Consider the following 20,371-nt stretch of genomic DNA (forward strand, 5'->3'; position numbering starts at 1 on the left):
GCAGCAAGCGTCAGTTAAATAATTCGGCTTTTACAGCAAGAGGCGTATAATGGAAAACATCCAATAACAATGATGAAGGGATGGATTAGATGAGCTGGGTACAAATCATTGTTGACATAGTAGTCACTTTGAACGCATTTTTAGCAATTATTACTGTTTTTCGACAGCATCGTGATATTTCAACGACTTGGGCGTGGCTATTAGTTCTAGTGTTGTTGCCAATTTTTGGTTTTTTACTCTATATTTTCTTAGGCCGGGGTATGGGCCGCGAGAAGCTATTTACGATAGAACACCAGGATCGTACTGGGCTGGAGGAATTGGTGGCAATGCAGAAACACGATGATGTTGAATTTAAAACACCATTATCAGAAAAAATCACCGCTAACGCAACCGGGATGGTGCGCTTATTTGAAAATACTGATAACGCACCATTAACTAAGCGTAATCAGGTCGAAATTTTCACTGACGGTGAGAAAAAGTTTGCGGCGTTATTTGCTGATATTCGCCGCGCTAAACATAGTATACATATTGAGTACTATACGATTTATAGTGATAAAATTGGGCAGCAGTTATTAGATTTATTGGAAGAAAAAGCTGGCCAAGGAGTTGAAGTTCGCGTTTTATATGATGCGTTTGGATCGCATGGCACTACTAGCAAGTGGTTTCGCCATTTGACGGAACTTGGCGGGCATGCGGCAACTTTTATCACCTCACATAATTCAATTACGAAAACACGCTTGAATTACCATTGTCATCGTAAAATTGTGGTTATTGATGGTAAAGTTGGCTACACTGGCGGCTTCAATGTGGGCGATCAATATCTTGGACGAATGCCCAAATTTGGATATTGGCGGGATACCCATTTGCGCATCATCGGCAACGGTGTTTTAGCATTACAAACGCGCTTCATCATGGATTGGAACGTTTCAGCCAGCACTGCGCAACATGTGCAGTACAAGTTGGATTATTTTCCTAAACCAGTAGCACCGAAAAACGCTAGTACAGCCTTGCAGATTGTGACGTCAGGGCCAACTTCTGACCGTGAACAAGTTAAGGCCGGGTATATCAAAATGATCTCGTTGGCTAAGAAAAGCATTTGGTTACAATCACCATACCTAGTGCCAGATGAAAGTGTGCTTTCAGCGTTGACCATTGCTGCTCAGTCCGGAATTGATGTCCGAATTATGATTCCAAATATGCCTGATCATCCGTTTATTTACCGAGCAACGCAATATTATGCCCAAATTCTTTTTGCTGCAGGTGTGAAAATCTATATCTATGAAAAAGGGTTTCTCCATGCCAAAACAGCCGTGATGGACGGCAAAATCTCCAGTGTTGGTTCAGCTAACCAAGATATTCGTAGTTACAAATTGAATTTTGAAGTCAATGCTTTTATGTACGATATCAAGATAGCCAAGCAATTAGCCCGAATTTTTACTGCTGATATGGATGATTGTCGCTTGCTAACTCAAAAAGAAATCGACAATCAGTCTTACTGGCTAATTATTAAACAACGATTCTCACGCTTGTTGTCGCCGATATTGTAAAAGTCGCCTAGTGCGGCTTTTTTTGTATTTGCAGCTCCACGACACCAATGATACTATTTAGCTAATAACGATTAACAGGGAGTGAGTAGGGTGACTGAATTTTATTTTATCCGCCATGGCGTCACACCGCTAAATCAGCAGCACCGCTTTTGTGGTAGCGGGATTGATACGCCATTAGCGCCAGTTGGTATTGCGGGGGCACGGCAGGCTGGACGTTTTTTACAGGATGTAACTTTTGCACACGCTTATACATCACCGTTGCAGCGGGCGCAAGCGACGTTGGAAAATGTCTTAGCGATGAACCAAATGGCGCAAGTACCAATCAGCATTTTGCCGGATCTGCGTGAAATTAATCTAGGTGATTGGGATGGCGATGTGCTGGCTGATCATAAAGATGAAGTACAGTGTCAGTATTATTTCAACCAGCCAGAACGGTTTGATGCCACAATTGTGCATGCAGAAAGTTACGCTGATTTAGAAAAACGTGGTCGCCGCGCGCTACTGCAAATTTTTCAGGAAAATCCTGCTGGTAATGTCCTGATTGCTAGTCATGGGGTCTTATTGATGACGCTACTGCAACGAGTGCTAGGTGTACCCGTTAGCGAAATTCGTCGTCACGGAGTGCTAGATAATACAAGTGTGACCCAATTAAATAGTACGGACGGCACTCATTTTACCAAGAAAATGTGGAACGAAACTAGCTTTCTACAATCAACAAAAGGAGCATAACAGTGATAAAAATTATAGCAATCGATATCGATAAGACGTTACTGACCTCGCAAAATGAGTTAGCACCAGCAACAGTTAAAGCCATCAATGCTGCTACAGCACAAGGTATCAAGGTGGTGTTGAGTACAGGGCGGCCGTTGATTGGGGTCACTGACTATTTACAACAACTCGGCTTGGACCAGCAAGCAACTGAATATGTGATTACGTTTAATGGCGCAGTGGTGGCGACAACGGCTGGCAAAGTGTTGGCTGAAGAAGCGTTGAGTTACGCGGATTATACTGAGCTAGAGGCATTAGCACGCCGCGTTAATTTACATTTTCAAATTGAAAATAACGAACATTTATACACGGCTAATCGAGATATTGGTGAATATTCGGTTTACGAGTCCAGCTTGGTTCATATTCCGTTATCGTACCGGACACCGGAAGAAATGCGGACTATCGAGATGCCAAAAGGGATGTACATTGATCAGCCAGATTTACTGACGGCGGCGTTAGAACAGCAGGCCGCTGAGTTTGCACCTTATCAACAACGGTTCAATTTTATGCGCAGCGCACCATTTTTCCTTGAAGTCACGCGTAAGACCGTTAACAAAGGTAGTGCGGTGGCTAAATTAGCGGAACAACTGGGCTTAACGGCGGCTAATGTGATGGCAATCGGTGATCAAGGCAATGATCTAAGTATGATCGAGTACGCTGGTACCGGTGTGGCAATGGGTAATGCGATTGCTAGCGTGAAGGCCGCCGCGCAACACGTGACGACTGATAACGACCACGATGGTGTGGCCCAAGCAATTACTGAGTTAGCGTTAAACTAGCGTGCGTACGTTAGAATTGATGCACCTGTTTTAAGAGCGTAATCAAATAGCCAGCAAGTAGGCTCTGCTGGCTAAACGATTACGCTTTTTTTGCGTTACGCTGCGGGCGCTGATTAAAAGCCTTCAGCTTTAATTTGCGGACTAGTGGTTGATAGGCGTTAAAGGCTGCCGCCGCAGGGTGGTGGTCAGTAGGATTCCATGGTTTACGATAGCCAGAATAGTGCAGTAAAACTGGGTTCTGGCGCGCGGCCTCATTGCGGCGTTCTTCTGTTGGATCGGAATGCTGCTGTTCCCGCCAAAGGAGGCGCGATTGTGCGTTGTATTTAGGGTGTAACGGTAGCCAGCGATCAGCTAAAATAGCGTTTAGTGCATCTTGATCGTGGTAACGCAAACGATCGGTGTTTTCCGCGATAAATGTTTTGGTTTGCTGGGAGATTTTTGCTTGGCGCCAGTGGGACATATCGATCAGCATTAAGCCGGAATTGAAGTAGCGCTTATTTTGGTGGGGCACGTGCATTTTATCTAAGCGTGCTTCCACATAGCCAGCGTCTTCCACCGCACCAATAATATTTCCCTGCAGATCTTGTTGCCACAACGGGCGCAGGTCACCATGACAAACCATGTCACAGTCTAAATACAGCAGGCGCTGCTGTTCACGCAGTGTTTCCGGTAAATCGATGCGATAATAGGCCGCTTGGATGATTCGTGCGTTGGTGGCCGCTTTGGCATAGCCAGCCGGATCAATGCGTAAAAAGGTGATGCGTAGGCAGTTGCCGTACTGTTGACACAATACATTTAAATAGTGATAATCAAGCGGTTCTAAACCGTCGTCGATGATAAAAAATTCAAAATCAGCTGCCGAATTTTGTTCCAGAATCGAAATATAAAGTGTCAATAACGGTGTGCAAAACTCATGGTTTGAAGTTGAAGCAATTTTGATTGAGTCCGGCATGACTAGCCATCCCCTTCCTTTAGTAAGTGAGTGGCGTTAGTTCTTACGCAAACACACGTTCTCTAAAGCTGTTCCTATGGTAGACTAAAACTTATAGTAAATAAACAATTTCATATAAGAAGGTAGCTAGGTCTTGATCAGTCAACGTATTCAAGAAGCTAATGAACTGAATTTTCGTGTCAGCGGCCAAGAATTTTTGCCAAATTAGTTCCTTGGTGTCAAAGTCGATTTGCGCACGGCGAAGTTTATCAAATAAACGCTCAACAATTTTGTCGCGTTGCGGCGCCAATTCCATCCGCTCAAAGGTAACACCAAAGTCGGCACATTGATTTTGGACAAAAATAAGTCGATTGTTGTGGCTAGTCGTGCAAGCCTTAGCCGTGGTATCAACGTTGATTTTACATGGCGTCACGCCGACGAATTCTAATTGAAAAATCCGTTTTTTGGGTAAAATATTATCCGGATCAGCTACTTTGATTGTGAAACGGCGTTGTTGCCAACTCCAATTAAAGGTAGTGACGGCGGTGTGCTCATCTTCATGTTCATACAGGCAATATTCATTATCAGCACCGGGATAGATTTTGACAGCCAGTGTCTTGGGCAAGTGCATGACGTCATCAAGTGGATGTGGATTCAGCGGGATAATGCCACCGGCACGGACGAAAACGGGATAACGATGATTGTCACGGAATACATTTAAGGTAACATTGCCTTCATAGCGTAGGCCAGTAAAGAAGTCGAACCATTGACCTTCGGGAAACCAAACAATAACGCGCGATTGATCTAGCCGTGTGATTTTTGGCTTGACGATTGGTGCCACCAGTAATTCAGAGCCAAACATGGCCTGATTGCGCTGCTCATAGGCAGTGGCTTCGTCATGGCCGTAATACATTGGCCGTACTAATGGCGTCCCGAACGTATGGGTTTCATAGTTAGCAGAATCTAAATAGGGCACCAATTCATGACGCAAACGTAAAAATTTGCGCATAATTTCGCCGATTTCTTGATTGTAGTTTTGTGGTTCCTTACCGCCAAATGAGTTACTGCTGGAATGTAGGCGCATGATGGGACTGAAAACACCAAACTGGAGCCAACGTAATGCCAACTCATCATCACGCACCCCATGCATATGGCCACCAATATCGTGGCTCCACCAGGTATAGCCGATGTTGGTAGCGGTGGCGGTAAAGTGTGGTTGAAACGCCAATGAATTCCAAGTGACGATAGTATCGCCAGAAAAACCAACTGGGTAGCGGTGACTACCCAATCCCGCATAGCGTGATAAGATCAACCCCTCGCCGTTGCGCTCACGGCTGTCTTTAAAGTGGTAATGATTTAACAGCCATAGTGGATCAACTTGTTGTTCTGTAAAGTTGGTGCCTTGTTGCCAATCGATCCACCAAAAGTCCACGCCCATTTTTTCTAATGGGTGGTGCACATCGGTAAAGTAGCTTTTGCGAAAGACATCATCATGCAGGTTAAATAGTGCCGGTTCTTCAGCTTTAGTATCTAGTTGTAAACGTTCTGCCACTGCCGGGTAGGCGTCTTCAAAGGCACGAATACCATCGGCTGGATGCAAATTTAGTGTGACTTTTTTTCCGTGTTCATGTAGCCATTGTAGCAAGCGCTCGGGGTGCGGAAATAATTTACGGTTCCAGGTGTAGCCAGTCCAACCACTGCCAAAACGATGCGGCACGCGGGTCAAATGCCAATCAATATCAAGGACGGCGATTGAAAAGGGGACACCATTGCGATCAAAATCTTGAAACAGCTTTTGATACTCTGCTTGAGTGTAGGCATGGTAACGACTCCACCAATTGCCTAAAGCATAACGAGGCAGTAGTGGCGGAAAGCCGGTCAGCTTGTAATAATCACGTAAACAAGCAAAAAAATCATGGCCGTACGCCAAATAATACCAATCGTCACCAGCGGCCGTTCGTGGTCGGAGTAAATCATTTTCGATAATAAAGGAGTGACTATCATTGATCACCGAATAGCCATTACGACTCATTAAGCCTTCTTCCAGCGGGACAGCGCCATCTGCACGATCTAATGTGCGGACAGTCCCTTTTAAGGTTTCCACCGGTTGGCCAAAATTCCAGCGATTATTATAGGAAGAGTAACCGTATTTTGTATCGATATACAATGAATCAGCTGTTAACGGGCCGCCTTCGTAATAGAGGTGAAAATAGTCAGTGACAATCTCCAACTCGTGTTGATTGCGCTGACGAAAAACTTTAAATTCAGGATCGCCAAGATCGCGATTTTGAACAATTTGGGTCAAATGATTCTCGAAGTGTTCATTGGCGCTATACTCTAAGCGCACCATCCGCGACGTTAAAACCGTAAACCGATAGTTCTTTCCAGTAATAATATTGTCTGGCTGGCCTAGTTGCTGTTGTGTCATGATAAAATTCCTCCAGTCAGTTGAATTAGGGGCATCCTACTTATTTCCACCTTAAAGCGCCAACGCAAGGCATGCAAGAAATGTGCGTGAAACAGATCGGCAATGTCATATAGTTGGTGATCAGGCGATTGATAGCGCAATACATTGAAATGCAAATGGCAAATGGCAAATTCCGTAAATATTTTAGCGTATTATTGATTTGCTGGAAAACGTGAGATAGCTTATAATGTAAGTGGATACATTTTATAAAAGATGGGCAAAGTGCCTGCTACATTTGATAGACGCTACTTGATTTGATGCGTTAACGAACGGAGCAGTTAGCAAGGTTAACTGCATGTTAATAGGAAGGTGGTTAGGATAATGTTTGTACTCGGGGTCAGTCTGTTGTCATTGGCACGGTTCCAATTTGCCATGACAACGATTTTTCATTTCTTCTTTGTACCATTTTCAATTGGGATGGCGCTGCTTACTGCTATTATGGAAACAATTTATGTGTTCAAGCGTGATGATGATTACAAGAAAATGGCACAATTTTGGGGTAAAATTTTCTTGCTTAGCTTTGCTGTTGGGGTTGTTACCGGTTTGATTCAGGAATTCCAATTTGGGATGAACTGGTCAGATTATTCACGCTTTATGGGTGATATTTTTGGGGCGCCATTGGCCATTGAAGCCTTATTGGCATTTTTTATGGAGTCCGTTTTTATCGGTATGTGGATGTTCACTTGGGATCGATTTAAGCCCGGTATCCACGCACTATTTATTTGGTTAGTGACATTAGGTTCCAGCATTTCGGCATTGTGGATCTTGACGGCTAACAGCTTTATGCAAAACCCTGTAGCTTATCGAATCGCCAACGGACGGGCGGAAATGGCTAGTTTTACGGGCTTGCTGAAGAATCCACAACTGTGGGTTGAATTTCCCCACGTTATTTTTGGTGCCTTTACCACTGCGGCTTTTGCCTTGGCGGGGATGTCAGCTTGGCGCTTATTGAAAAAGAAGAATCAAACGTTCTACCGTAAATCACTACGTGTTGGCTTGTGGGTTGGTTTAGTAGCAGCAATCTTTACTGTTGCAGTTGGTGATCTACAAACGCAACAAGTGATCAAGGATCAACCGATGAAATTTGCTGCCACTGAAGGAATTTATAAGGATACTGGTGATCCGGCTTCATGGTCGATCGTTCAAGGATTTGATACTAAAAATAAGAAAGCAACTTGGAGTATTGAAGTCCCTAAAATGTTAAGTTTGCTGACGTACCATAAGACTTCCGGCTCAGTTAAAGGCATGGATACGATCAACAAAGAACTTCACGCTAAGTATGATGGTAAATTTGGTTCGGATATCAATTATTACGTGCCACCGAAAACACTATTCTGGAGTTTTCGTGTTATGTCAGGTAGCGGTATGTTTTTCATTTTAGTTGCCATATTAGGCTTATGGTTTAGCCGCGCTAAGAAAAATACGTTGCAAAATAAGCGCTGGTTACTTTACGTACTCGGCTTCACTTTGTGGCTACCATTTATTGCTAATACCAGTGGCTGGCTAATTACCGAACTTGGTCGCTTCCCGTGGATCGTTTATGGATTGTATACAATTGCGGATGCCGTTTCACCAAGTGTTACAGCTGGTGATTTATGGTTCTCCAATATTATGTACTTCCTAATCTTCACGTTACTAGGTGGCACCATGATCTACTTCTCCCATCGGACGTTGGTGGCCGGACCCGATGCGCTAGATGATGCCGCTGGGTATGGGACAACGATTGATCCATTATCAAAGGGGGCCTTTAATCATGAGTAGCTTACAACTATTATGGTTCTTTCTGATCGGTTTATTGTTTTCTGTCTTCTTTTTCTTGGAAGGTTTTGATTACGGTGTCGGAATGTCGTTACGGCTGATTGCTCACGGCGAGAAAGAGCGCGGCGAGTTGATGCAAGCAATCGGACCACACTGGGATGGTAATGAGGTCTGGTTGATCACAGCCGGTGGGGCGATGTTTGCTTCATTTCCATACTGGTACGCTAGCCTTTTCTCCGGCTTCTACATTATTTTGTTTCTAACCCTCTTTTCCTTGATTCTACGTGGTGTTTCGTTTGAGTTTCGCGCGCATGCCGAATCAGCCGCGGGCAAGAAGCTTTGGGGCTGGACATTATCGATTGGTAGCTTATGTGCACCATTTTTATTAGGGATGATGTTTACTGATCTAGTTAAAGGCATGCCATTGGACGCTGCTGGCAATATTCGTGGCGGCTTCGGTGATTATGTCAATTTATTCTCAATCGTTGGTGGCGTTGCGGTCACGTTACTTTGCTTACTGCATGGCTTAAATTTCATTCGGCTAAAATTAACTGGTGATTTACGCCAACGTGCCCAGGCCTTAACCAAAGTGTTGTATCCAATCTTATTTGTTGGGTTAGTTGCCTTTGCCGGTCTGCTACTTTGGCAAACGGATTTCTTCACTAAGCGGCCGCTCTCCAGCTGGCTGATTCTAATTTTGATCGTCTTACTCAGCGTTGTGGCAACCTTTGGTGCTTATCGGGACAAAGAAGTGCTGTCATTTATCGCTAGTGGCGCGACCTTGATCGGCGTCGTGGCGCTATTATTCAACGGCTTGTTTCCACGAGTCATGGTCGGTAATAATCCGCTACACAGTATTTTGATTGAAAATGCTTCATCAACAGGCTATACATTAGGTGTGATGACGATTGTTGCTGTGATTTTAGTCCCAATCGTTCTTGCCTACACAATTTGGAGTTACTTTGTATTCAATCATCGTGTCTCTACAAAAAAAGTGGTGAGTGATAAATGATCGATAAGCGCCTTTTACGCTTACCGGGAACTAAAAAAGTCTTATTAATGCTTGCAGGATTAACTATTCTGCAAGCATTTATGATTTTATTCCAAGGTAAGTATCTGGCCCAGGCAATCGTTAATTCATGGCGATTAAAAGCATTGGCTTGGCAATATCAAGCCATGCTTTTCTTTTTTCTGGCGTTACTGGGGCGCCATTTATTAAATTGGCTGAAAAGTCATGTGCTGGATCGTTACGCCAGTAAGGCTAGTGCTGCGTTGCGGCAACAATTATTAACTAAATTATTTCATTTAGGGCCGAGTTTAGTGGCCAAGCAGGGAACCGGTAATATGGTCACAATGGCCTTAGAAGGTACGGATCAGGTGGAAAACTACATGACCCTGATTCTGAATAAAATGCTGAATATGATGATTATTCCTTGGATCTTGCTGATTTATATTTTTACGTTGGATGCACGGTCGGGTTGGACGCTTTTGATTGTGGTACCAATTGTCATTTTGTTCATGATTATTTTAGGTTTCGCTGCTCGCGATAAAGCCGATAAACAATACGCTGGCTACCAACAGTTGGCTAATCATTTTGTTGATGCGTTACGCGGCTTGGCAACATTGAAGTTACTTGGTATCAGCGATAAGTATGCTGATAATGTCTATCAGGTTAGTGAATCGTACCGCAAACAAACTATGGGTGTGTTGCGGATTGCGGTATTATCTACTTTTGCATTGGATTTTTTCACGACACTATCAATTGCCGTGGTTGCCGTTTTCTTAGGTTTAGCACTATTAAATGGCCAAATGGCTTTATTTCCAGCATTAGCGACGCTGATTTTAGCGCCAGAGTTTTTCTTGCCATTACGCGACTTTTCCAGCGATTACCATGCAACCTTAGACGGTAAGAACGCGATGCAAGCGATGTTTACAATTTTAGAATTACCACAGCCACAACAACGGCAATTATTAACGGCGGCACCTACTTGGACGGCAGATAGTCAGTTAGATTTCACTAACGTTAATGTCAGCTATCCGGGCAGTAACGAAGCTGATTTGGCGGATGTTTCTTTCAGTGTCCGTGGCTATCGTAAAATTGGTGTTATCGGGGAATCTGGGTCTGGTAAGTCAACCTTGATCAATACGCTAGGCGGCTTTTTACAGCCACAGCAAGGTGATATCAGGGTCAACGGGCAGTCAGTCCCCCATTTAAGTCAGGAACAATGGCAACAAAATTTTGTGTATTTGCCACAAAAGCCGTATTTATTTCATGCAACAATTGCGGATAATATTGCCTTTTACCAGCCAGAAGCAACTGCTGCAGCAATTGAGCGTGCAGCTACTAAGGCTGGCCTGCACGAGTGGTTGGCGACGTTGCCAGATGGACTTGCAACGCTGATCGGCGAAGGCGCCCGTGGTGTCAGCGGTGGTCAAGGACAACGGATTGCTTTGGCGCGCGCTTTTCTAGATTCACAACGACGCATTTTATTATTAGATGAACCAACAGCGCATCTAGATATCGAAACCGAAGTGGCACTAAAAGAAACGATGACGCCATTATTTGCTGATCATTTAGTCTTTTTTGCCACACATCGATTACACTGGATGCAGCAAATGGACTATGTTTTTGTGATCCAGCATGGACGATTAGTTGAACAAGGTACGCCAGCTGAATTACAGGCACAAAATGGTGCGTATGTTGCTTTGATGGCACAAATGCGAGGTGAGACGCTATGAAGCAATTAAAGCATGATACCTGGGTCAAGCCCTATATGACAAAATATAAAGGTCTATTAGCTCTGATTTTAGTGTTAGGGTTAGTCACTTTTATTTGCGGTGGCGCCTTGATGTTCACCTCGGGCTATTTGATCAGTAAAGCAGCAACCAAGCCGGAAAATATTTTGCTGATTTATGTGCCGGTAGTGTTGGTACGCGCGTTTGGTATTGGCCGGCCAGTTTTTCGCTATATTGAACGCCTAACCAGTCATAATTGGGTGCTGAAAGTGACTTCTGATTTACGTAAGCGGTTGTACCAAACGTTAGCCAAGGATGCGGCTTTTTTTCAGCAGCATTTTAAAACTGGCGATATTCTTGGTATTTTGGCAGATGATCTTGGCCATTTGCAAAATTTGTATTTACGAACAATTTTTCCAACGCTAATTAGTTGGTTGCTGTATGTTATTATTGTGATTGCGCTAGGGTTATTTAATTGGTTTTTTGCTTTGGCGATTGCGTTATTGCTGGCAATTATTATCTTTATTTTGCCACTAGTATCGGTGGCAGTATTAGGCGCACGGGTTGAACGACATAAGCAGTTACAACAGGAACTCTATACTGATATGACTGATGATGTGCTTGGCCTATCTGATTGGGTAGTTTCTGGCCGGCAAGCTGATTTTTTAGCACGACCACAGCCCACGTTAAAGGCGGCACGGCAAAATACAGTGACAACGCGGCATTTTGAATGGCGGCGTGATTTTCTGATTCAGTTAATTTTTGGTGTCGTGGTGGTTGTGCTAATGATTTGGACCAATCAACAATTTACGACGAATCAAAGTTTGGCGAACTGGATTGCGGCGTTTGTGTTATGCTTATTTCCATTGGTCGATGCGTTTGCGCCGGTGAGCCAAGGTGTAGAAGAATGGCCATTGTACATGTCTTCGGTGGCGCGGCTGAATCATTTGCAGCCAGTCACCCGCGAACTGCCCACACAGCAAACCCTGAGTCAGCCAGTGGCAATGATTGATTTTCAGCAAATTGATTTTAAATACGCACCTGAGTTACCGCAGATTTTACAGCATTTCAATTTACACATAGCGGCTGGCGAAAAAGTAGCGATTCTTGGTCCTAGTGGTACCGGTAAAACGACGTTGTTGGATCTGTTGCTAGGCGAACTGGAACCACAAGCTGGTCAAGTGACGATTAATCAAGTGCCAATTGCAGCATTACAGCAGCAACGGGCCCAGTTGATCGGGATGCTGGATCAAAAACCGTTTCTATTTAACACAACGGTGTTGAATAATATTCGTTTAGGTAATTTAGCGGCAAGTGATGAAGCGATTATGGCGGCTCTACAAGCGGTTGAATTAGGACCGCTAATGCAACGTTTGCCTGCGGGTGCCAATACGGTGGTTGAAGAAGCCGGCGCCCGTTTTTCTGGCGGCGAGCAACAACGATTAGCTTTGGCGCGAATATTGATTCAGGATGCGCCAATCATTTTGCTGGATGAACCAACTGTTGGGCTAGATCCAATTACTGAAAAAGCACTACTGAACACGATATTCAACGTGTTGGCAGATAAAACAGTAATTTGGGTGACCCATCATTTACAGGGGGTCGAGCATGCGGATCAGGTGATTTTCTTGGAGCATGGCCAAATTGTTATGCAAGGCTCACCACACGAACTATATCGGACCAATGAACGCTTCCGTAAGCTGTATCAGTTAGATCAAGGTTTGTAGTGTTGACTGCTACAGGTTGACTGGATAGCAATATTGCTCTAGATTAGATTAAACGTATAAAAAAGGCAGTAGCGTAGGCCTTTTTTTATGCGCTTCTCAATAAAGGTAGGTGGCAACTGCGTGTCTTTGTCAGTTTTTTTAGAATTAGTGGAGATCAAGGCGAAAACGGCGAGCGTTTTTCCCTTCTTGTTAGGTACTTTTTTTGCTTGGTATCATTATCATCAGCTACACCCAGTTTATTTGGTGCTATTTTTTGTGGCGATGTTGATGTTTAATATGGCGGTGGATGCCAATGATAATTATCAAGATTATCATCGTGCTACGCATAATCAGGCGTTAGCGTTTCGGGAGCAAACCAATATTATTGGGGTGCATCATTTAAATCCAGCGCACATTGGTTGGCTGATTTTTTGGCTGATTGCTGGGTCTGGAGCGTTAGGGCTGTTTATTGTAGCGCGTACGGGCTGGCCGCTGTTATGGCTGGGATTATTTAGTTATGCCGTCGGTTTTTTCTATGCTGGTGGGCCACGGCCAATTTCCACAACACCATTTGGAGAATTCTTCTCCGGTATTACGATGGGTTTTGTGATTTTTCTGATCAGTGTTTACATTAATACGTACGATGTAATCACGTTTAATTGGGCCTTTGTTTGGCCAGTATTGTTGTCCTCTGGTTTAGCCGTTTGTAGTATCGCTAATCTAATGTTGGCCAACAATATTGCTGATGAGCAAGAGGATCGTGAATTAGGGCGGACGACGATTGTTTACTATTTAGGTAAAGCAGCAGCGTTAAAATTGTTTGTGACGTTGTATGTAGTCGGTTTTATTTGCCTACTGGCTGCAGTCTGGCTAGGCTATTTGCCTAAGCTAACGTTATTGACTTTTTTGACGGTGCCAATTGTTTGGCGTAATACACGTGACTTTCTGGCTAAGCAGATTAAAAAAGTAACGTTCCCATTAGCCATTAAAAATTTATTTTTAATCACTTTAGCGCAAGTTGTTTTCTTCGGCTTAGGTGTTTTAATTAACTGGTAAATAAAAATGACGCCAATTTGGCGTTATTTTTTTTAGCTAGCCTATATTTTATTAGTCCAACTATGCTACAATGAGAATTACATTATTTTAATTAAGATTGAATGAGAAATCATTCAGAAAAACAAGGAGGAACCACAGATATGCAGCAAGTGTATAATTTTGCGGCGGGGCCAGCAGTATTGCCCCAGCCGGTATTGAAACAAATTCAGGCCGAGTTTTTGTCCTATCACGGTAGTGGCATGAGTATTACCGAGATCAGTCATCGCTCCTCCTTGTTTCAAGATCTTTATCACGATGCTGAGCAGACTTTGCGGCAACTAATGCACTTACCAGATAACTATCGCATCCTATTTTTGCAGGGTGGCGCTAGTTTACAGTTTTATATGTTGCCGCTAAACATTGCGGTAAACCGGCAAGTTGCTTACGTTGATACCGGCCATTGGTCACAAAAAGCAGTGACTGAAGCACAAAAATTAGCTGGCATGCAAGTCGATATTGTGGCTAGTTCCAAAGATAGTAGCTACACAACGATTCCAGAGATTCCTACATTGAATAAAGCTTACGATTATGTTCATATCACGACTAACAATACGATTGAGGGCACGGCTTTCAATCAGGTGCCTGATGTAAAAGGAACCTTAGTTGCTGATATGTCGTCCAATATTTTGGCACAGGAGTATCCTTTTGATAAATTTGGCGTCATCTACGCTGGTGCGCAGAAGAATATTGCACCTGCCGGGCTGACTGTGGTCATTGTGCGTGATGATCTGTTGGGCCAAGTTGAGGGCTTACCAACTATGTTGGACTATACGTTGCAAGCCAAAAAAGATTCAGCTTACAATACGCCACCAGTTTTCGATATTTACACGGCCGGGTTAGTTTTTCACTGGCTACAAGATCGTGGCGGTATTGCTGGCACTGAAAAAATCAACCGCGCTAAAGCTGGCATTTTGTACGATTATTTAGCGCAGTCTAAATTATTCCATTCACCAATCGCAGCCGCAGCGCGTTCATTGACGAATATTCCATTTGTGACCGGTGATTCTAACTTAGACGCTGAATTTGTAGCGGCAGCGGATGCGGCCGGGTTTAAGAATTTAAAAGGCCATCGCTTAGTTGGCGGTATGCGGGCTAGTTTGTATAATGCATTATCAATTGAGGCTGTCACGGCGTTAGTTGACTTTATGGCGAAATTTGAAAAAGGAGTGGGCAAATAATGTATCAAATCACAGCTTCGACAACCGTTGCTCCAGCTGGAGTAGCACTTTTTGATCAAGATAAATACAAAGTTAATTATGGTGAAAAGCCTACTTCTGATGCGGCTGGCTTGCTGATTCGCAGTGTGGATCTCCACCAAACTGATCTACCAAAATCACTTTTGACGATTGGCCGCGCTGGTGTTGGCGTGAATAATATTCCGTTGGAAAAGGCTGTTGAACAGGGTGTTGTGGTTTTCAATGCACCAGGTGCTAACGCGAATGGCGTCAAAGAATTAGTGCTGGCTGCACTGACAATTGGTGCACGGCCAATGTTACACGGTGCGCAATGGGTGCATAGTTTGAAGGGTAACGATGTTGATGTTCAGGTGGAAAAAGGCAAGAAAGCTTACGTGGGGACTGAACTACTCGGTAAACAATTAGGTGTGATTGGTTTGGGCCATGTTGGGGGCCTAGTCGCTAACAGTGCGTCATCTACCGCCTTTGGTATGCACGTTGTCGGTTATGATCCCTACATTCAAGTCGATACAGCTTGGAACTTGTCGCATCATATCCATCATGCCAAAAATGTGGGCGAAGTCTTACGTAATAGTGATTATGTAACGATCCACGTTCCTTTAACTGAAGAAACTTCAGAAATGCTCAATGCTGAAGCAATCGCACAAATGAAGCCAGGTAGCGTGCTACTTAATTTCGCGCGCGACGATGTGGTCGATGAGGCAGCAATCATTGCTGCCTTAGATCGTGGCCAATTGCGCCAATATATCACTGACTTTGCCACGCCAAAATTGATCCATCATCCCAAGGTGCTGTGTTTCCCCCATATTGGTGGTTCCACTGATGCGGCAGAAACCAACAGTGCCAAAATGGTGGTCCAAACGATGAAAAATTATTTGGAAACTGGCAATATTCGTAATTCAGTGACTTTTCCTGATACAGCGATGGACTTCCAGGCACCGTTACGCTTGACCTTGATTCACCGTAACGTACCGAAAATGGTTGGCCGGATGACTGAAGTTTTGAACAATTATGATTTAAATATCGTTAGCATGGCTAATCGTAGTAATGGCGACTATGCCTACACGATGATCGACCTCGATGCGCTGGAAGCTAAACGCCTGCAACGCATCGGCGCTAAAATGGAACAAATCGAAAACGTGGTGCGTGTCCGCGTGATCGAACAACCTAAATAATTTTTAACGGGACGAGGCCACAGTAGTTGCCTTTCGTCCCGTTTTTAATTATCATTTGCATAATGGGGTGAGCACATGAAAATAGGTTTACGTACGATCAAGACAGCACTTGGCGCAGTGATTGCGATGGTGTTGGCTTACGAATTGAAGTTAGATTACTGGTCAACCGCCGGGATTATCACAATTTTAAGTGTCCAAAATACGACCCGGTATTCATTTAGTGTGGCCGGCTTACGGATTGGTGCCACTATTTTAGCGTTTGGCTTGGCCATTTTAAGCTTTTGGCTATTGGGGTTCAATCCGTGGGCGTTTGGCTTGTTCTTATTACTATTTATTCCGTTGGCGATGCAATTACGTTTGCAAGAAGGCATTGTTGTCAGCGCAGTATTGGTCAGTCACTTCTTACTTCAAAAAAGTTACAGTTGGTACTGGTTGAGTAACGAATTTGAACTGATGCTGATCGGTGTTGGGGTGGCGTTGCTGTTTAATTTGTTCATGCCATCGCTTATGGCACAAATTAAAGGTTTCCAAAATACGGCGGAAGACGAGCTCCGCCAAATTCTATTGCAAATGGCTGAACAACTCACCGGTACTACTGATGTACCGACTTGGCAACATTTAGGCGCGTTACTAACGGTGATTCGTAAGGGCCGTAATTGGGCTAGTCGCCAACAAGATAACCAATTGTTAGTGGAAAATGATTTCTACAGATCATACTTTGAAATGCGGCGTAATCAATATGAAATGTTGCGCCAAATGCAGGCTAATTTAGATCAGATTACGTTATCACTTAAAGAAAGTGCACCGATTCGCGAATTATTAACGGAAACGGCGACTACTTTGGCTGAGCCGACCAAGGTACCACATTTGCAAAAAAGTGTGACTAAATTACAGAAAAAGTTTGACGCGGCACCATTACCAACTAACCGCGCTGAATTTGAAAGTCGTGCGCATTTGTATTTATTCTTATTGGATTTTGAAACGTTACTGACACTAGCTGGTGATTTTTACGAAAAAGTTGTTTTAACGGAAAAGTAACAGTCAATGCGGCTGATTTTGTGTACAATGAAGTAAACTCATGGTGGGTAAAAAAGGGTAGGTGATGGCGTGGCCAAAAAGCGTAAAAAAGGTAAATTATTGCAACGATTAGGGTTACCGCAACTGATTCTGGCTGGTGTGATCGTCGCATTTGTCGGGTTGCTGTTGGTGCGCTTATTAGGCGAGCAGCCACGAGTGGTCGTTGACGATAGTGCTGGTGCCAATCAAGAAAGCGTTTTGCGTGAACATCAGGCTTTCATTACCAGCTTGGCACCAGAAGCACAGCGGCTACAATTGACGTACCATATCTTACCTAGTGTCACCATTGCTCAGGCAATCCTAGAGTCGGATTGGGGGACTAGTCGGTTGGCAACGCAATACCATAATTTATTTGGTGTTAAGGGCACTGATCCGAACACGTCACAAATTTTGTCGACCAAGGAGTATCAAAATGGTCAATGGATCGAAATTCATGCTCGTTTTCAAGTGTACAGCAGTAATACGGCAGCATTAGAAGCACATGCTAAGTTAATCGCCCAAGGGACGACGTGGAACCCGCAGCAGTATCAGCATGTGGTGGCAGCCAGCGACTACAAAACGGCAGCAGCAGCCTTGCAACAAGATGGCTATGCAACCGACCCTACTTACGCCAAAAAGCTGATCAATGTGATCGAAACCTATAAATTAAATCAATATGATCAATGAACGTTCGTGTTTTAGGCTGGAATTGATTTTAGTGATCGTTGAAGCGTAACAAGGGGCTAAAAGTTGATTAACGATAACTTACTACTGATTTTTCAGTTAAAACACTAATTCAGTAATGTGCTTAAACCCAAATGAAATCTTCCTAATCTGTATTGTCATTCGGAATTAACTGTGATAAAGTTATAATAATTTCAAATCTGTTTCGCTAACTCGTTTTTGGTCGCTAGTTTGTTAACCATGTTAGTGAAAATAGGTTAAAACAAATTTGTTTTAACGCTTTACTTATATAATTACCATAATCTGGTTGGTGCGTTTCTACCCAGAACCGTAAATTCTGGACTATAAGTAAAATAAGTGGTCAATACTACTTCTTTTACCGAATAGTGTAAAAGAAGTTTTTTTGTAAACAGCGTGTCTTCAGCGCAATTATAATTATAAATTTTGGAGGTATTATATTATGAAGTTGCTCGAGGAGCGAATTCGGCGTGATGGTCAAGTTTTAGATGGTAATGTGTTGAAGGTGGATAATTTCTTAAATCATCAAGTTGATCCTGATTTAATGTTTGCTATGGGTGAAGAATTTGCCCAGTTATTCCGCGATGAAGGGATCACGAAGGTATTAACGGTGGAATCATCTGGGATTGCGCCCGCCTTATTGACTGGCTTACAGTTGCACGTGCCCGTTATTTTTGCCCGCAAGCACAAGAGCTTGACGCTGGTTAATGATTTGTACACAGCTACCGTTTATTCTTACACTAAAAAAGTGAGCAACGAAATTTCTATTTCGAAAAAATTTCTCGGCGCCGATGATAAAGTTTTGATCATCGATGATTTCTTGGCCAATGGTCAGGCCGTAGCAGGGTTGATCCAAGTTTGTGAACAAGCTCATGCTGAAATCAAAGGGGTCGGTATTGCCATTGAGAAAACGTTCCAACGCGGCCATGAATTGATCAAAGAAAAAAACATTCGCTTAGAATCCTTGGCCCAAATTGCTTCATTTGAAAATGGTCACGTCGTTTTTGTCGGCGACAAGGAGACTGAAGATGCAGAATAAGCAAGCAAACAGCGTGTCACAACCAAAAGCGGCTGCGCTGGGCTTGCAACATATGTTAGCGATGTATTCTGGCTCAGTTTTAGTGCCGCTTTTGATTGGCGGTGCGCTTCATTTTTCCGCTAGTCAAATGACGTATCTGGTTTCAATTGATATCTTTATGTGCGGTTTAGCCACGTTACTGCAGATTTGGACCAATCGTTTTGTCGGTATTGGGTTGCCAGTTGTGCTCGGTTGTGCGGTTCAGGCCGTTGAACCACTAAAAATGATTGGTGAACGTTTCACCATTGGTACCATGTACGGCGCAATTATTGCCGCCGGTGTTTTTGTTTTTCTAATTGCCGGTGCTTTTTCCAAGATCAAGCGGCTATTTCCGCCGTTGGTCACTGGTACGCTGATCACCGTGATCGGCTTAACCTTGATTCCGGTGGCTTTCACTAATTTAGGTGGTGGCGACGCTTCAGCGAAAAACTTTGGCTCGCCAGATGCGCTAGCAGTTGGTTTTCTAACTGTGTTAGTGATTTTGGCGGTTAACGTGTGGGGCGTTGGCTTTATTCGCCAAATTGCCGTTTTGATTGGTTTATTAGTGGGGACAATTGTCGCTGCGTTTATGGGTATGGTTTCGCTACAGCCAGTTGCCCAGGCCAGCTGGTTACATTTCCCCCAGCCGTTTTACTTTGGCGCACCACATTTTGAATGGTCGTCAATTGTGACTATGATTTTAGTTTCTCTAGTTTCAATGGTAGAATCCACTGGTGTATTTTTTGCGTTAGGCGATATTACCAACCGCAAAATTGATAGCAGTGATTTGAAAAAAGGTTATCGCGCAGAAGGTTTAGCAGTGGTTCTTGGTGGCATTTTCAACACCTTCCCCTACACAACATTCTCGCAAAACGTTGGCTTGGTCCAATTATCTGGGATCAAAACGCGCAAACCTATTTTCTATTCTGCTGGTTTTCTAATTCTGTTAGGCCTATTACCTAAAGTTGGTGCGGTAGCGACGATTATTCCGACGCCAGTATTAGGCGGCGCAATGTTAGTGATGTTCGGTATGGTAGCCATTCAAGGAATTCGGATGTTGCGTAACGTGAATTTCCATAACGATAAAAATGTACTGATCGCTGCTTTGTCAATTGGCTTAGGCCTAGGCGTCAGTGTTGAACCAACGATTTTTCAAGCATTGCCTAAAACCGTGCAACTATTATTAGGCAACGGTATCGTTATGGCCAGTTTATCGGCAGTTTTGTTGAATCTGATTTTGCGGCCACGTCAGCCTGAGGATGAACTAGAAGAAGATGACGGGTTGAATGAAAAAGAGTCAGAGTAATGACGTTGCCGGCATGAACTTGGTGCAGCTAAGACTCAAAAGCTAAATACTTTTTTAAACACTCTGTTTTGACGGGTAGGTGCTGCTATGCT

The 20,371-nt window shown here is 43.7% G+C and carries 16 protein-coding genes and 1 riboswitch; of the genes, 14 read left to right on the forward strand and 2 right to left on the reverse strand.

Annotation, left to right across the window (positions count from 1 at the left end):
• Positions 1 to 89: 89 nt before the first annotated feature.
• From cls to yidA, 3 genes are all read left to right on the forward strand, one after another.
• Positions 90 to 1,547, forward strand: coding sequence for a cardiolipin synthase (cls, locus tag EKM80_RS04625; RefSeq protein ID WP_125551942.1), 1,458 nt, complete (start codon positions 90 to 92; stop codon positions 1,545 to 1,547).
• 90 nt (positions 1,548 to 1,637) lie between these two features.
• The gene (locus tag EKM80_RS04630) at positions 1,638 to 2,276 is read left to right on the forward strand and encodes a histidine phosphatase family protein (RefSeq protein WP_125551943.1); all 639 of its coding nucleotides are present in this window, start codon (positions 1,638 to 1,640) and stop codon (positions 2,274 to 2,276) included.
• Between the two features lie 2 nt (positions 2,277 to 2,278).
• Positions 2,279 to 3,094, forward strand: coding sequence for a sugar-phosphatase (gene yidA, locus EKM80_RS04635; protein ID WP_125551944.1), 816 nt, complete (start codon positions 2,279 to 2,281; stop codon positions 3,092 to 3,094).
• Positions 3,095 to 3,173: 79 nt separating this feature from the next.
• Here the strand turns inward: yidA and EKM80_RS04640 are convergent, their stop codons facing one another.
• Both EKM80_RS04640 and EKM80_RS04645 read right to left on the reverse strand, forming a co-directional pair.
• Positions 3,174 to 4,046 carry a glycosyltransferase family 8 protein gene (locus EKM80_RS04640; RefSeq protein WP_125551945.1) on the reverse strand — a complete coding sequence of 291 codons (873 nt, stop codon included), beginning with the start codon at positions 4,044 to 4,046 and terminating at the stop codon, positions 3,174 to 3,176.
• A 91-nt stretch (positions 4,047 to 4,137) separates the two neighbouring features.
• Positions 4,138 to 6,453, reverse strand: a complete 2,316-nt coding sequence (locus EKM80_RS04645; RefSeq protein ID WP_125551946.1) for a glycoside hydrolase family 31 protein — start codon at positions 6,451 to 6,453, stop codon at positions 4,138 to 4,140.
• Between the two features lie 360 nt (positions 6,454 to 6,813).
• Between EKM80_RS04645 and EKM80_RS04650 the strand changes: the two genes are divergently transcribed.
• The 11 genes from EKM80_RS04650 (at position 6,814) to EKM80_RS04700 (ending at position 20,279) form a co-directional block, all read left to right on the forward strand.
• Positions 6,814 to 8,253 carry a cytochrome ubiquinol oxidase subunit I gene (locus EKM80_RS04650; RefSeq protein WP_125551947.1) on the forward strand — a complete coding sequence of 480 codons (1,440 nt, stop codon included), beginning with the start codon at positions 6,814 to 6,816 and terminating at the stop codon, positions 8,251 to 8,253.
• Positions 8,246 to 9,262 carry a cytochrome d ubiquinol oxidase subunit II gene (cydB, locus tag EKM80_RS04655; protein ID WP_125551948.1) on the forward strand — a complete coding sequence of 339 codons (1,017 nt, stop codon included), beginning with the start codon at positions 8,246 to 8,248 and terminating at the stop codon, positions 9,260 to 9,262. The genes EKM80_RS04650 and cydB overlap by 8 nt, the downstream gene beginning before the upstream one ends.
• Positions 9,259 to 10,989 carry a thiol reductant ABC exporter subunit CydD gene (cydD, locus tag EKM80_RS04660; RefSeq protein WP_125551949.1) on the forward strand — a complete coding sequence of 577 codons (1,731 nt, stop codon included), beginning with the start codon at positions 9,259 to 9,261 and terminating at the stop codon, positions 10,987 to 10,989. The genes cydB and cydD overlap by 4 nt, the downstream gene beginning before the upstream one ends.
• A complete protein-coding gene (gene cydC / locus EKM80_RS04665) occupies positions 10,986 to 12,713 on the forward strand; it encodes a thiol reductant ABC exporter subunit CydC (RefSeq protein WP_125551950.1) in 1,728 nt (575 codons plus the stop codon). Before cydD ends, cydC begins: the two co-directional genes overlap by 4 nt.
• Positions 12,714 to 12,833: 120 nt before the next feature.
• Positions 12,834 to 13,748: a prenyltransferase gene (locus EKM80_RS04670; RefSeq protein ID WP_125551951.1), complete on the forward strand. Its 915-nt coding sequence runs from the start codon at positions 12,834 to 12,836 to the stop codon at positions 13,746 to 13,748.
• Between the two features lie 140 nt (positions 13,749 to 13,888).
• The gene (gene serC / locus EKM80_RS04675; RefSeq protein ID WP_125551952.1) at positions 13,889 to 14,965 is read left to right on the forward strand and encodes a 3-phosphoserine/phosphohydroxythreonine transaminase; all 1,077 of its coding nucleotides are present in this window, start codon (positions 13,889 to 13,891) and stop codon (positions 14,963 to 14,965) included.
• Complete coding sequence (locus tag EKM80_RS04680; protein ID WP_125551953.1) at positions 14,965 to 16,158, forward strand: phosphoglycerate dehydrogenase; 1,194 nt, start codon at positions 14,965 to 14,967, stop codon at positions 16,156 to 16,158. The genes serC and EKM80_RS04680 overlap by 1 nt, the downstream gene beginning before the upstream one ends.
• A 75-nt stretch (positions 16,159 to 16,233) precedes the next feature.
• A complete protein-coding gene (locus EKM80_RS04685; protein WP_125551954.1) occupies positions 16,234 to 17,196 on the forward strand; it encodes an aromatic acid exporter family protein in 963 nt (320 codons plus the stop codon).
• A gap of 69 nt (positions 17,197 to 17,265) precedes the next feature.
• On the forward strand, positions 17,266 to 17,901 hold the full coding sequence (locus tag EKM80_RS04690; protein WP_125551955.1) for a glycoside hydrolase family 73 protein: 636 nt from the start codon (positions 17,266 to 17,268) through the stop codon (positions 17,899 to 17,901).
• Positions 17,902 to 18,163: 262 nt separating this feature from the next.
• A riboswitch (purine riboswitch) is annotated at positions 18,164 to 18,263 on the forward strand.
• Between the two features lie 95 nt (positions 18,264 to 18,358).
• Positions 18,359 to 18,955 (forward strand): xanthine phosphoribosyltransferase, encoded by a 597-nt coding sequence (locus EKM80_RS04695; RefSeq protein ID WP_125551956.1) that lies wholly within the window; start codon positions 18,359 to 18,361, stop codon positions 18,953 to 18,955.
• A complete protein-coding gene (locus tag EKM80_RS04700) occupies positions 18,945 to 20,279 on the forward strand; it encodes a nucleobase:cation symporter-2 family protein (RefSeq protein WP_125551957.1) in 1,335 nt (444 codons plus the stop codon). The genes EKM80_RS04695 and EKM80_RS04700 overlap by 11 nt, the downstream gene beginning before the upstream one ends.
• Positions 20,280 to 20,371: the final 92 nt, after the last annotated feature.

Origin of the sequence: Loigolactobacillus jiayinensis (assembly GCF_003946445.1) — a bacterium.
GTDB lineage: Bacteria > Bacillota > Bacilli > Lactobacillales > Lactobacillaceae > Loigolactobacillus > Loigolactobacillus jiayinensis.